The sequence below is a fragment of the Rothia sp. HMSC073B08 genome, from assembly GCF_001812975.1.
Classification (GTDB): domain Bacteria; phylum Actinomycetota; class Actinomycetes; order Actinomycetales; family Micrococcaceae; genus Rothia; species Rothia mucilaginosa.
On sequence record NZ_KV811047.1, the window covers coordinates 1 to 12,886 of the forward strand.

The window sequence follows — 12,886 nt, forward strand, 5'->3', positions numbered from 1 at the left end:
TCCAACCACACTCAACTCTGAAGAGCCGGTTTTCCATGCTAGGCGGAAGGACCAGAGTATAGAAGAAAATAGCTTTTTCATTCTCACCACGCTCACAAAGTCATACTGAACTCATCTTTGAGCCCTACAACTCCTCGATGAGCGGACATCGAAACACTACCCGTGCCTCATTAGTTACCCTACTCCTCACTGAAATATAAAACACACATATTCGCGCGTGTCCAAGAATATTAAGCAGACGTATCTGCGATAGTTCCGGACATCCATGGGTCAGCCGACAGCCCTACCCGCAACGCCCCCCAGCCCCCCTTCGTCATAGTCAGTCATATTAAGTTCATATTTCGCCCCAATGTCATGTCCAGAAATATTAGGACATCAACCGCCGCATCCCTTGCGCACCCTCGGAGGCAGTGGGTAGAGTGAAAGCGTTATCTATCAAGAGCGACCGAGAGATCTGGCTCGTAGACGTCGCAGCAACCTCGCCAGTATCCCCCACCGTCACGGTGCAGGGTACGGACAAGGTGCTCCCGCCAGAACCGATAGAGAAGAATACCCTTCGGCACCCCTTGATGAGTCGTACTCGCAAACCGGTACAGCACATCCTGCAGAAGAATTCGCGCACCCTCACGGTGCGTATCTATCGGGTGAACACGAAGGATGGTTATGACTACAGTTCACCCGGCTCTTTCTTTTGAGCTATTCCCTCCGCGCTCACAGGCGAGCTGTGAGTCGCTGCTCCGCACCATTGCGGAGCTTGAGGGCACCAACCCCGACTACGTGTCGGTCACCTACGCCGGTGACGCTAAGCGCCGCCAGAAGACCCTGGCGCTGCTCGACCACCTGGTACATGAAACCTCCCTCACCCCGCTGGCTCACCTGATTTGTGCAGGCCACTCGGTGCATGAGCTGGAGCGCGCAGTCCGCCTAATTCTGGGTCTGGGAGTGCGCGGCTTCCTGGCTCTTCGCGGTGATATTCAGGAAGGTCAGGTTTCTGAACTTCCTTTCGCCCGCTACCTGGTAGAGCTCATTCGCCGCGTGGAGCGTGAAGATTTCGCCCACCTGGCAGCTGGCAAGGTGTCGATTGGTGTGGCGGCGTACCCGCAGAAGCACCCCGAGTCCGCATCCCTGCTGCAGGATATTGAGATTCTGCTGTCGAAGCAGCGTGCCGGCGCGGATTTCGCGATTACTCAGGTGTTCTTTGAGGATGAACGCTACAGCGCCCTGGTCGATTCGGCGCACCTGGCGGGCGTAGATATTCCGATTATTCCGGGCATCATGCCGGTAACCTCGCTGAAGCGCCTGCAGAATCTTTGCCAGATGGCGGGCATGGAAGTCCCGACGGACCTCGCCTACGCCCTAGAGACGGCGACCAGCAACACAGAGTTGCACCGCATCGGCGTGGATTACGCGCTGAACCAGTGCCGCGCCGTGATGGATGCGGGCGCACCGGGCCTGCACTTCTTCACCTTCAACGAGCATGCCGCGGTGCTGGACGTTCTGGATCAGCTGGACCTACCCCGATACAGCAACCGTTTCTCTCAGCCGCTGAGCGAACTGGAATACGCCTAACCCAACCCGTAACGCTCCTTGTCGGATGCGTTCCCATTGTCTCCCCCGCAAATATTCCGGGAGTTACAACCTCCGTTTCACCGCCCACCGCTGGGTGGCGAAATACCGGAACTGACTCCCACATCTATCCCCAGTAAAGGAATAACTATTATGTCGAACACCGCATTTCCCGCCGCAACCATTGTTGGCTACCCCCGCGTGGGCCGCTTCCGCGAGCTGAAGAAGGCTCAGGAGGCTTTCTGGAAGGGCAAGGCAACCCTGCAGGAGCTGCAGGACACCGCCGCTGACGTGCAGCGCACCTACTTTGAGCGCGTGACCGCTGCGGGTCTGAAGGCTGATAACTACTCGATTCCGGCGACCTTCTCCTACTACGACCAGGTGCTCGACGTGGTTCGCCTGTTCACTCTGGTTCCCGAGCGTCTGGCTGAGGCTAAGGATGCACGCGGTCTGCTGGATCTGCCCGGCTACTTCGCACTGGCGCGCGGTACCGAGACTCTGCCTCCGCTGGAGATGACTAAGTGGTTCGACACCAACTACCACTACCTGGTGCCCGAGATTGGTGCCGGCACCGAGATTAAGCTGAACCTTGAGGCTATTGACGAGCAGCTTGAGGTCGCAAAGCAGGCTGGCGTGAAGGTTCGCCCGCAGATTGTTGGCCCGTTGACCCTGCTGCTGGGCGCTAAGGCTGAGCAGGGTTCCGCTGAGGACTTCGCACCCATCGACCGTCTGGATGAGTTCGTTGCAGCGTACGCTCAGGTGCTAGAGCAGCTGGCTGAGCGCGGTGTTGAGTGGGTTCAGCTGGACGAGCCGGGCCTGACCGTGGACCGTGCCGACAACGCGAAGGTTGCCGAGCTGGCCGAGCGCACCTACCGTACCCTGGCCGCCGCCGAGAAGCGCCCGCAGATTCTGGTGACCAGCCCCTACGGTTCCCTGCGTGAGAACCTGCCGGCACTGCTGGGTACCGGCATTGAGGCGCTGCACCTTGACCTGGTGCACGGCGTGTACTCGAAGGCTGAGCTTGAGTCCGTTTCTGCCGCCGGCGTGCACCTGGTTGCCGGTGTTGTGAACGGCCGCAACGTGTGGCGTGCCGACGTTCGCGCCGCCCTGAAGACCCTGGAGGCGCTGCCCGGCGCATCCGAGGGTGCCGTGTCGGTGGCTTCTTCGACCTCCCTGCAGCACGTGCCGCACGACCTGGCTCTGGAAGACCCCGCCGAGGTTCCCGTGGACGGCCTGGCCTTCGCCGATCAGAAGGTCGCTGAGATTGCTCTGCTGGCTCGTGGCCTGGCTGAGGGTGAGGCTGCTGTTGAGCCGGAGCTGAAGGCTGCTGACGAGGCGCTGGCTCGCTTCGCCGCTGACCCGCGCAAGCACAACGACGAGATTCGTGCCCGCGCCGCAGCTGTGACTCCCGAGGACTTCGACCGTCCGACCATTGACGTTCGCCGCGCGGCTCAGGCTGACCTGAACCTGCCGAAGCTGCCGACCACCACCATCGGTTCCTTCCCCCAGACCGCTGAGATTCGCCGCCGCCGTGCGGAGGCTCGTGCGGGCAAGATTTCCGCTGAGGAGCTGAACGGCTTCCTGCGTGACGAGATTGCCTCGGTCATCGCACTGCAGGAGGAGCTGGGCCTGGACGTGCTGGTTCACGGTGAGGCTGAGCGTAACGACATGGTTCAGTACTTCGCTGAGAACTTCGACGGTTTCGCAACCACCCGCCACGGCTGGGTTCAGTCCTACGGTTCGCGTTGCACCCGCCCCTCGATCCTGTTCGGTGACGTGAAGCGTCACGGTGAGGGCCTGCGCGGTGAGGCGTTCACCGTTCCGTGGAGCTCCCACGCACAGTCGCTGAGCGACAAGCCGGTCAAGGGCATGCTCACCGGCCCGGTGACGATTCTGGCCTGGTCCTTCGTGCGTGACGACCAGCCGCGCCGCGAGACCGCTAACCAGGTGGCTCTGGCTCTTGCCGACGAGATTGCCGACCTGGAGCAGGCGGGCATCCGCATCATTCAGGTGGACGAGCCGGCTCTGCGTGAGCTGCTGCCCCTGCGCCGCGACGAGCAGCCGCAGTACCTGGACTGGTCGGTGAACTCCTTCCGCCTGGCAACCAGTGCAGTGAAGGATTCCACTCAGATTCACACCCACCTGTGCTACTCGGAGTTCAACGAGATTATCGACTCGATTAACGCTCTGAACGCTGACGTGACCAGCATTGAGGCGGCTCGTTCGCACATGGAGCTGCTGGCTGACATTCCGGAGAGCTTCGTTTCCGGTCTGGGCCCGGGCGTGTGGGACATCCACTCCCCGCGTGTTCCTTCTCAGGATGAGATTGAGTCCCTGCTGAAGGCTGCGATTGGTTACGGCACCATTGCTGACCTGTGGGTGAACCCTGACTGTGGTCTGAAGACTCGTGATTACGAGGAGACCAAGCAGTCTCTGCGTCACCTGGTGGACGCCACCAAGGCGATTCGCGCATCCCTCTAGGAGGCGCCTATTGGTTCCGTTGCCTGCTGCGGGTTGACCGGATGATGGTTTGCTCGCGGTAACCTGCGGCAGGTGGCGGCTGTTCGGCTTCGTGCCGGTATGCGTACCGACTGTATGCCGAGCTTTTGGGGATAGATAACAGACCCGCCCGTACGGTTTTTCTTCTGCACCGTGCGGGCGGGTTTTCTGCTTCCTTCCGCCCTTTCTGCCGCCTAAAACGCCTCTGAGAAGCACCTGTACCGGTGAGCCACCATCCGGCGCGGTGCCGGGCATCCTGTGGCTTGCGGGCGTAAGAACATAGAATGGAACCATGACTACTAACTCTGGAATCACTAAAGAATGGGTGGATGAAACCGTCAAGCCGGGCGACGATTTCTTCCGCCACGTCAACGGTAAGTGGCTGGCTACCCACGAAATCCCGGCGGACCGCCCCAAGGACGGCGGCCTGTACACCCTCCGCGATAATGCAGAGAAGCACGTGCGTGAGCTGGTGGAGAAGATCGCGAAGGAGCAGCCGGAGTCCCGTATTGGCGCACTCTACAACTCCTTCATGGATGTTGAGAAGATTGAGGCGGACGGCCTGGAGCCGCTGCTGAAGGAAATCGCCCCGATTCTGAACTCGGCAACCCCCTCCCACCTGGCTGTGACCCTGGCGTTGCTGTCTCGTGCGGGTCTGCCGCAGCTGTTCGCTTGGTACACCAGCAACGACCCGAAGGACCCGAAGAATTACACGTTCTTCCTGTACCAGTCGGGTCTGGGTCTGCCGGATGAATCCTACTACCGTGAAGAGAAGCACGAGGCTGCATGCGCGGCGTACGTTGAGCATATTGCCCGCATGTTCCAGCTGACCGGTCTGGCTGAGGGCTTCGGTCTGACTCCGGAGCAGGCGGCTCAGCTGGTGTTCACCCACGAGTCTGAGCTGGCTCGCCTGCACTGGAACGTCGTGGAGAACCGCGACGCTGAAGCAACCTACAACCCGTACCAGGCGACCGAGCTGGACGAGAAGTTCCCCGGCTTCCCGTTCTCGCAGTGGCTACTGGCTCTTGGTGCCGACCCGGAGACCCTGGGTCAGGTTATTGTGGCTCAGCCGTCCTTCTTCGAGGGTGCGGCGAAGCTGTTCACCTCCATCCCGCTGATGAGCTGGAAGCTGTGGGCTGTGTGGACTGTTCTGCGTTCGCGTGCGCCGTTCATGTACGACGAGCTGGTTCAGGAGAGCTTCAACTTCTACGGCAAGACCCTTTCCGGCACTCAGCAGATTCGTGAGCGCTGGAAGCGCGGCGTGGGCGCTGTCGAGAAGGCTCTGGGTGAGGAGATTGGCCAGGAGTACGTGGCTGTGCACTTCCCGCCTTCGCACAAGGAGAAGATGCTGGTTCTGGTCGGCAACCTCCTTGAGGCGTACCGCGAGTCTATTGAGTCGCTGGACTGGATGACTGAGGCAACCCGTCAGAAGGCGCTGGAGAAGCTGTCGAAGTTCGTCACCAAGATCGGTTACCCCGATAAGTGGCGTGACTTCTCCGCACTGGAGCTCGTTCCCGGTGACCTGTTTGAGAACCTGCGCCGCACCGGTGCGTTTGATGCTGACTGGCTGATTGCCCGTAAGGGTCAGCCGGTGGATAAGTCGGAGTGGCTGATGACTCCGCAGACCGTGAACGCGTACTACATGCCGCCGGCGAATGAGATTGTGTTCCCGGCAGCGATTCTGCAGCCCCCGTACTTCAACCCGGATGCTGACGATGCGGCGAACTACGGCAATATCGGCATGATTATTGGCCACGAGATTGGTCACGGTTTTGACGATCAGGGTTCCCGCTATGACGGTGACGGCAAGCTGGAGAGCTGGTGGACTGAGGAGGATTACGCGAAGTTCAAGGAGCGCACCTCCGCGCTGGTGGAGCAGTACAACGCGTACGTTCCGGTGGGTCTGGACCCGAAGTTCCACGTGAACGGTGAGCTGACTCTGGGCGAGAACATTGGCGACCTGGCTGGCATGTCTATTGCGTTGAAGGCGTACCGTCTGGCTTTGAAGAAGCAGGGCATTGAGTCGCTGGCTGACGCGCCGGTGATTGACGGTATGACCGGTATTCAGCGTTTCTTCTTCTCGAATGCTCGCGGCTGGTGCACGAAGTCCCGCCCGCAGCATGCTGAGGTGATGATTTCGGTGGATCCGCATTCGCCGGATGAGTTCCGTGTGAACGGTGTGGTGCGCAATATTGATGAGTTCTACGAGGCGTTTGGCGTCTCTGAGGGCGATGCACTGTACCTGGCTCCGGAGGAGCGTGTGCGCATCTGGTAGCATCCCGATAAGGGTATATGCTTTATTGCGCATATAAGTGAGGCGCCCGCCTCGTGGCTTGAAAACCACGGGGCGGGCGCCTCTTTTCTAGAGAGCCGTGGACGCTACACGAAGGTAGGCGTCTACTGCTACTGTGCTGAGCGTTGCGTTAGATAATTTCTAGCGCAATGTCCATGTGCAGCGGCTCGGTTGCATCGATGTGGTACTGGCTGTGTACCGGCGAGCCCCACGAGTCGTCTCCACCAACGCCGAGCTGACCTGCCAGGATACGCAGGTAGGTGCGGTTGTTTTCGGGCAGCTCCCACTGGTAGGAAGCTTCCTCAATCTGGTAGGAGGAGTAGGGCAGGAGCGATACGTGCAGGCCCTCACCGGCAGTCTGCAACTGGCGGACACGGAAGCCGTGGTTGCTGTCGTTCGTCACTTCAGCCCAACGGACACCCATGTGGTTGCCGCTTTCCTGAGGTACCAGGTACGGTGCGTAGTCCTGCTCGGGGGTGCTTTCCCACACGCCCAGGCGGACGCCGCTGCAACGGTCGGGGTAGGCGTCACCGGGGCCGAGGCCGTAGTAACGCAGGTGCGAGAACTCGCCGGGCAGTGCCCATTCCAGACCGAATGCGGGCAGGGACGGTGCGTCCTTCTCGCCGGGGTAGTCGATGGTTACTCGCACGTTGCCGGTGCTCTGTGCTTCGTAGCGGACCGTAACAGCGGTGTGAGCGGGGGTTGCCAGCTCGTAGGTGTAGGTCACTGCCACGCTGTCATCGCTGGGCTGCTCGACAGCAACGTTAGCGCAACGGGCGTAGCGGCCTGCGACGGTCCACTGGGCGCGTTCGAAACCGTGTCCGGCGCCGCGGTCGTTGTCGGTCAGGGGCCTGAAGGTGGTGAGCTTCGGGGGGCGAATAACATGCTCGGTGCCGTTGTGTACCCAGGAGACGATGCCACCCTGAGTGCGGGACAGAATAACTTCAGCCTGGTTGTTGCGCAGACCGACGTTCCAGCGGCCGACGGTCACCGTCGCATCTGCTGCGCCTTCAGCGGTGTTTGCTTCAGCCTGCGATGCGGGGATGACGTACTGACCGAAGGCAATTTCGTGTCCTGCAGGAGCCCATGCGGCGTCTTCAGTGAGCACGAGGCTGACGTCCAGGGTTACTTCTGCGTTGTCGGTAGCGTATTCTTCCAGGGGCCAGGGAATTGCCAGCTCGTGGGTGGATTCCGGGGCTACGCCGAAGAAGTAGTCTTCCTGCCACTGAGGAACGCCGTTGACCAGCAGGCTAGCTTTGAAGGTGTAGTCTGCGGTGGAGGTGAAGAGGTTGTCGTTGACGACCGTCACGCCCTTCTGGTCGGGGGTGATGCGCAGGTTGGAGTACACTGCCTTCACTTCAGCGACCTTGGGGCTTACCTTGCGGTCGGCGAAGAGGATACCGTCACCGGAGAATTCGTAGTCGCAGGGGCGTTCGCCGAATGCGCCACCGTAGGCGAGGTATTCGGGGGCGCCTTCGCTCTCACCGGGGTGCCAGAGTGCCTGGTCAATCATGTCCCAGATGAAACCGCCCTGGTAGTGGGGGTAGCGTTCCAGTGCGACGTATTCGTCGATAGCGCCGACCGAGTTGCCCATTGCGTGCATGTATTCGCACATGATGAAGGGCTTCTCAGGGTTGTTCGACAGGTACTTTTCAACGACGTCAGCGTGGGTGTACATACCGGATTCGATGTCGGTGACGTCATCAAATTCGCGGTGCCAGGTGATGCCTTCGTAGTGTACGGGGCGGTTGGGGTCCAGTTCGTGGACTCGGCGGTACATGGAGCGGAATACTTCGCCGCCGTATGCTTCGTTACCGAGCGACCAGATTACTACGGAGGGGTGGTTGTAGTCGCGGCGCATCATGGATTCTACGCGGTCAACGCAGGCGCCTTCCCATTCCATGCGGGAGCCGGGGATCGTGGTCTCGGGGGTGGGAATGTCACCGGGGGTGCACCAGGAGCCGTGAGTTTCCAGGTTTGCTTCGTCAACCAGGTAGATACCGTATTCGTCAGCCAGGGCGTAGAAGCGTGAATCGTTGGGGTAGTGGCTGGTGCGGATAGCGTTGATGTTGTGCTGCTTGCAGAAGAGAATCTCTGAAGTCATGTCTTCAACGGTCAGGACGCGGCCGGTACGCGGGTGGAACTCGTGGCGGTTGACACCCTTGAAGAGGACTCGGTGACCGTTGAGGGTCATGATTCCGTTCTCGATGCGGAAGCGACGGAATCCGACGCGCTGGCTGGTGGATTCTACGGTCTTGCCGTCGTGGAGCAGATCCACCGTCAGAGTGTAGAGAGAGGGCGATTCAGCCGACCAGGGAGCGATACCTTCAAGGGCGTCGGAGGAGATGCGCACGGATGCGTCTTCGGCGGCGACGGTACCAGACCAGATGACCTGGGTGCCGTCAAGGACGCTGGCCTGCAGGGTGTACGCCTTGATTTCTTCACCGTTGAGGGTGACGAGAGCGTCCAGGTGTGCTTCGCCGGTGGGTGCGTCGTAGTCTGCTTCAACGGTGAGGGAGGCGATGCTGACTGCGGGGCGGGCTACCAGGTTCACAGCGCGGAAGAGACCGTGGAAACGCCATGAGTCCTGGCCTTCCAGCCATGAAGCGCTCGAGTATTCGTAGCATGCGACGGTCAGGGTGTGGTTGCCTTCTGCGTCATTGCTGACGATATCGGTGATGTCGAAGGAGGTGGTGGTGTAACCGTCTTCTGCGTAACCGACGAAGGTGCCGTCAACCCACACGTAAATTGCGGTTGCGAAGCCTTCGAAGGCGAGCGCGATGCGGCCCGATTCGCTCAGCATCTTCTTGAGGTCGCCCTCCAGGGTGAAGTGCTTGCGGTAGAGGGCTACGTGGTTCTTCTCGGGGATGTGAGGAGCTTCGGGGTTTTCGTGGCCGTCCCAGAGCATCTGGATGTTGACGTAGGCGGGGCGCCAGAGTCCCTCAGTTTCCAGGGTGGCGGGGACGGGGATGCTCTGGTAGTCGCTTTCGTCGCGGGTGGGGGCGGCGAATTCTGCGGTGGTGACATCAATTTCTGAGGCCCATGCAGTGCGGACAGCCCACGTGCCGTTGAGGCTCTGCTGGGGGTTCGAGGAGTGATGGTCGGAGTGCGCTGCTTCCCTGTTGACAGCGTACACAGTGGGGTCATCAAGCCACGCTGCTGAGGGTGACTGGGAGGAGACTACGGGAGTCGTTTGTTCGGTGGAAGACATGTCTTCCTTCCTCTCGTATACATCTTTGATTGGTCCCTTTAAGGATGCCGGAAGGCGTGATGATTGCCGCCTACATTCTGTTCATTCTTTTCCCGCAGAACTTGGCTCTGGTCTACGTGGCACTGGTCCTAATAGCCTCACCGCGCAGAACATTCAGACGTTCAACACGGCTGCTTTCTATGTGCCGCTGGCCATTATTGTGTGCTCGTTCCTCGCCTTCTTCTTCAAGGTTTCTATCTCTGAGAAGGAACACGCGAAGATTGTGAAGGAGCTTGAGGCGAAGCTTGCTTCTGCATAGGTAAAAGCAGGGTAGGTCCTTCACCGCATGAGAGAGGCGCCCGCCTCGTGGGTTTATTCCACGGAGCGGGCGCCTTTTAGGTGTAGAAGCTACGCGCTTCTAGGCTGAAGCTTTTAGGAAGCAGAAGCCGAGGACGAAGAGGAAGAAGTACGCATACCGGTCAGCTTCCACGCACCGTTCTCGTAGACACCGTGCAGGGTGCGCTCCACATCGTTCTTACGGTCCGAATCGGAGGAAGCGTTCTCCACACGGTCCTTGCTTGCGATGAACTCACCGCTGTCCATGGTCAGGCGGATATTCCAGTTGTAGGCGTCGCCATCACGCTCGGGCTGTGCGGTGAGCATGGTGATGGTGACGGACGGGTCCTGCATCCAAATCTTGCCCTGCTGCAGGCCAGCACCCAGGGTGCCTTCTTCGGGTTCGAGCATGTTCTTCAGCTCGGAGTTGTCAACCGCGCATTCACGCAGGGGTTCGGTCTTGCCGGTGCGCATGTAGTATTCAATGGCTGCGCCGAAGAATGCGATGGACTGGTACAGACCCTCGACGCTGTTCTCGTTGGCAACGGCGGGCTTCACGGGCACGGGGGCGTTCTTGGACGGCTCGGTGCGGGTTGCGGGCTGGTAGTCGGAAGGCTTGGAGGTGTAGCCGTCGAGGGTTGCAACGCCGGAGTAGTCGGTGCGTGCGGTCTTAGAAGTCGACGCGGAAGCAGATGCGTTGCCGCTGGTTGCCTGGGGCTGAGCGCCGCAGGCTGCGAGGAGGGTTGCGCCGCCGGTTGCTGCGAGCAGGCCGAGGGCGGATCGGCGGGTTACGTTCTTCATGGGTTCTCTCTATCTGTGGTGCATTTTCCGCACCGTGGTGCGGGTGATGCCTACGGCATCTAACGGGAAGACGGCACTACGTGAGTGTAGTGCCGTCTTCCAGTATATGTTTATTGGGCTTGGGATTCTTTAGCCGCCGTAATAGTAGTAGTGGCTGTAGGAGCTACCGTAGTAGTCGCTGATAACGATGCGGGTGCGGCGGCCGTAACGGTCGGAGTAGTAGCGGTTGTAGGGGGTGCGGCGTACGGTGGGGCGGTAGGTGGTTGCCTGTGCGGGGGTGAGCAGTGCGCCGAGGGCGGTTGCTGCGCCTGCGCCTGCGGCGGCGAGTGCTGCGCGGCGGGTGAGGCGTGCGGACTTCTTGGTGGCCATGATATGCCTTTCGGGGTTGGTGTTTCTGTGAAGTGACGTGGCGTGTGCACGGCGTGCGGCTGTGCATTAACCATTTCTTATTGTAAGCCTCAACGTTAATGTTTTTGCGCGCAGAGTGCACCTTCTAGTTGAGGGTTAGACCATGCGGGCTAGTCAACGTTTTTCCGGCAGAAAAATTGCGGAAATATTGGTTGAGAAACACGCCGGGCACACGCTAAATACGGGCTGAATTGCGGGCTACATGTCTACTTCGGCGAGGCCCGAAATTTCCTTGTCCTTGATGTGCGGGATGGTGGAGCTCCAGTTCATCCACGCCTTGACCTGCGCAGCTTCTTCGGGGTTGTTCATATCTGGCCAGCGGTCGTTTTCGATCCTGAATCGGGTCATTGCGAGGAGGGGGTAGCCCTCATAGATGGGCCCGAAACGCGCAATGCGCTTACCCGATTTCGTGTCGAAGGAGACGGAGTCTGAAATTTCACTGTCGGAACTCTGCGTATACGTGACCTTATCGATCGCGTTGAGCGGGTAGAAGGTTTTATTGTCGTGCCCATTGTCCTCTTCGAATCCTTCCGGTGAGATTTTAGTGTAAGAACCAGCGGTTTCGTTAAAGACATATAGAAGAAAGCACGTGAAGAGGAAAGCTCCGACATCATATAGAAAATGGAATCCTATATCGCCCAGCAGATGCACCATAAACATCAGAGCAGGGGTCATGGGAAGCGCGACGGCAAGCACAATTATTTCGGAGCGGTCGCTTCGAGTAATGTAAATGTTTTTGGCGTACAGCTTCTTGTCTCGGCGTCGGTTGATTTCGTAGACAATGATGGACCGGAACATCTTGTACGTCTGTAGGACATTTACTACGCCCCAGAGGGCAATCATGGTGTAGTTCATCATCATGGTGGTTCACTACCCTTTCTATTTATCGGTGACCGGCATCCTCCCGGCAACGATGCGGAGGGTGCGGGTTCGTTCTCAGAGTAGCCGAGGAAATTGGGTGGTTAAGCCCAGATTCGCGTTATCCGCGGAGTGGTTGCCGAGTCTTCACCGGAGCATTGCGTCGAGTTAACCTCCTGGTCAGATACCGTGCGATAGGCTAAGGATGTACCCGCCACCTCACCGGGGCGAGCACGATTCACCAACCACCACACAAGGACGTACACACCATGAGCACAGTTTTTGAGACGACCCGCTTTGAAGACATCACAGAATAACAGCCTGCAGCCCAGAAAGAAGGTGAAGAGCAGTGAAAAAGAACTCCCCGAGGAAAAAGAACGTTTCAAAGAAAAGAAACAGTTCAAAGAAAAATGGTTACCCAAAGAAAAAATCTATTATCACAAAGAAACCCACAAAGAAAGTCGCTTTCAAGAATTTTCTTCGCTCAAAGGCTAACGATATTTGGCGTGACCGCGAGAGAATCCTACTGATGTTGTGCCTTCTGGCATTTCCCGCCTCCTTATATTTCATTTCTTATGTCAACCCGTACAACGACTCCACTATCTGCACTGTTACGTCAGTAGAAATCGTTGAACATGAGGACCCCTACTCAATCTCCGGTGAATTCGAAACGGAAGAGTGCGGAATCATCACAACATCGAACGCCCCCGATGGAGAACGTATCTACCCCTACCTCCAGAACTTCAAGACGGGCAAGAAATACAGGGCATATAAGTCTCTGCTGACCCGAAACGACGAATTCGACTTCAGCGTCCTCCGCTTTGAAGAGATCAAAGAATAACCCCACCCCCGCAGAAAGGATCCCACCGTGAGCTTTATTGGCGAATTTATTATCGACTTTATTGGCTCTTCAGAGTTGAGTGTGGTTGGAGGCA

The 12,886-nt window shown here is 58.7% G+C and carries 9 protein-coding genes and 1 riboswitch; of the genes, 5 read left to right on the forward strand and 4 right to left on the reverse strand.

Annotated features, from left to right (window positions below; genetic code table 11):
- Positions 1-429: 429 nt before the first annotated feature.
- Positions 430-546: riboswitch (SAM riboswitch) on the forward strand.
- A gap of 117 nt (positions 547-663) precedes the next feature.
- The 3 genes from HMPREF2884_RS00545 to HMPREF2884_RS00555 all read left to right on the forward strand — a co-directional run bounded on the left by HMPREF2884_RS00545 (position 664) and on the right by HMPREF2884_RS00555 (position 6,340).
- Complete coding sequence (locus tag HMPREF2884_RS00545) at positions 664-1,569, forward strand: methylenetetrahydrofolate reductase (RefSeq protein WP_070614778.1); 906 nt, start codon at positions 664-666, stop codon at positions 1,567-1,569.
- Between the two features lie 150 nt (positions 1,570-1,719).
- Positions 1,720-4,047, forward strand: a complete 2,328-nt coding sequence (metE, locus tag HMPREF2884_RS00550) for a 5-methyltetrahydropteroyltriglutamate--homocysteine S-methyltransferase (RefSeq protein WP_070614779.1) — start codon at positions 1,720-1,722, stop codon at positions 4,045-4,047.
- Between the two features lie 310 nt (positions 4,048-4,357).
- Positions 4,358-6,340: a M13 family metallopeptidase gene (locus tag HMPREF2884_RS00555; protein ID WP_070614780.1), complete on the forward strand. Its 1,983-nt coding sequence runs from the start codon at positions 4,358-4,360 to the stop codon at positions 6,338-6,340.
- A gap of 148 nt (positions 6,341-6,488) precedes the next feature.
- On the opposite strand, the gene HMPREF2884_RS00560 is transcribed toward HMPREF2884_RS00555, so the two are convergent.
- Positions 6,489-9,569, reverse strand: coding sequence for a beta-galactosidase, LacZ type (locus HMPREF2884_RS00560; RefSeq protein WP_070614781.1), 3,081 nt, complete (start codon positions 9,567-9,569; stop codon positions 6,489-6,491).
- On the opposite strand from HMPREF2884_RS00560, the gene HMPREF2884_RS00565 reads away from it, so the two are divergent.
- On the forward strand, positions 9,568-9,867 hold the full coding sequence (locus tag HMPREF2884_RS00565) for a hypothetical protein (RefSeq protein WP_246827900.1): 300 nt from the start codon (positions 9,568-9,570) through the stop codon (positions 9,865-9,867). The genes HMPREF2884_RS00560 and HMPREF2884_RS00565 overlap by 2 nt on opposite strands.
- 113 nt (positions 9,868-9,980) lie before the next feature.
- On the opposite strand, the gene HMPREF2884_RS00570 is transcribed toward HMPREF2884_RS00565, so the two are convergent.
- From HMPREF2884_RS00570 to HMPREF2884_RS00580, 3 genes are all read right to left on the reverse strand, one after another.
- Positions 9,981-10,685, reverse strand: a complete 705-nt coding sequence (locus HMPREF2884_RS00570) for a DUF6318 family protein (protein ID WP_070614783.1) — start codon at positions 10,683-10,685, stop codon at positions 9,981-9,983.
- Between the two features lie 129 nt (positions 10,686-10,814).
- Positions 10,815-11,054, reverse strand: coding sequence for a hypothetical protein (locus tag HMPREF2884_RS00575; protein ID WP_049350179.1), 240 nt, complete (start codon positions 11,052-11,054; stop codon positions 10,815-10,817).
- 237 nt (positions 11,055-11,291) lie between these two features.
- Positions 11,292-11,954, reverse strand: a complete 663-nt coding sequence (locus HMPREF2884_RS00580) for a hypothetical protein (protein ID WP_049327857.1) — start codon at positions 11,952-11,954, stop codon at positions 11,292-11,294.
- Positions 11,955-12,300: 346 nt separating this feature from the next.
- Here HMPREF2884_RS00580 and HMPREF2884_RS00585 point away from each other — a divergent pair, with 346 nt between their 5' ends.
- A complete protein-coding gene (locus tag HMPREF2884_RS00585; RefSeq protein ID WP_070614785.1) occupies positions 12,301-12,792 on the forward strand; it encodes a hypothetical protein in 492 nt (163 codons plus the stop codon).
- The last annotated feature ends 94 nt before the right edge of the window (positions 12,793-12,886 follow it).

What these genes read in the sequence shown, in the direction of transcription:
- HMPREF2884_RS00570 (WP_070614783.1), bottom strand. Translation starts at nt 10,685, where the DNA reads ATGAAGAACGTAACCCGCCGATCCGCCCTCGGCCTGCTCGCAGCAACC.
- HMPREF2884_RS00555 (WP_070614780.1), top strand. Translation starts at nt 4,358, where the DNA reads ATGACTACTAACTCTGGAATCACTAAAGAATGGGTGGATGAAACCGTC.
- metE (WP_070614779.1), top strand. Translation starts at nt 1,720, where the DNA reads ATGTCGAACACCGCATTTCCCGCCGCAACCATTGTTGGCTACCCCCGC.
- HMPREF2884_RS00560 (WP_070614781.1), bottom strand. Translation starts at nt 9,569, where the DNA reads ATGTCTTCCACCGAACAAACGACTCCCGTAGTCTCCTCCCAGTCACCC.
- HMPREF2884_RS00580 (WP_049327857.1), bottom strand. Translation starts at nt 11,954, where the DNA reads ATGATGATGAACTACACCATGATTGCCCTCTGGGGCGTAGTAAATGTC.
- HMPREF2884_RS00565 (WP_246827900.1), top strand. Translation starts at nt 9,568, where the DNA reads ATGTCTTCCTTCCTCTCGTATACATCTTTGATTGGTCCCTTTAAGGAT.
- HMPREF2884_RS00545 (WP_070614778.1), top strand. Translation starts at nt 664, where the DNA reads ATGACTACAGTTCACCCGGCTCTTTCTTTTGAGCTATTCCCTCCGCGC.
- HMPREF2884_RS00575 (WP_049350179.1), bottom strand. Translation starts at nt 11,054, where the DNA reads ATGGCCACCAAGAAGTCCGCACGCCTCACCCGCCGCGCAGCACTCGCC.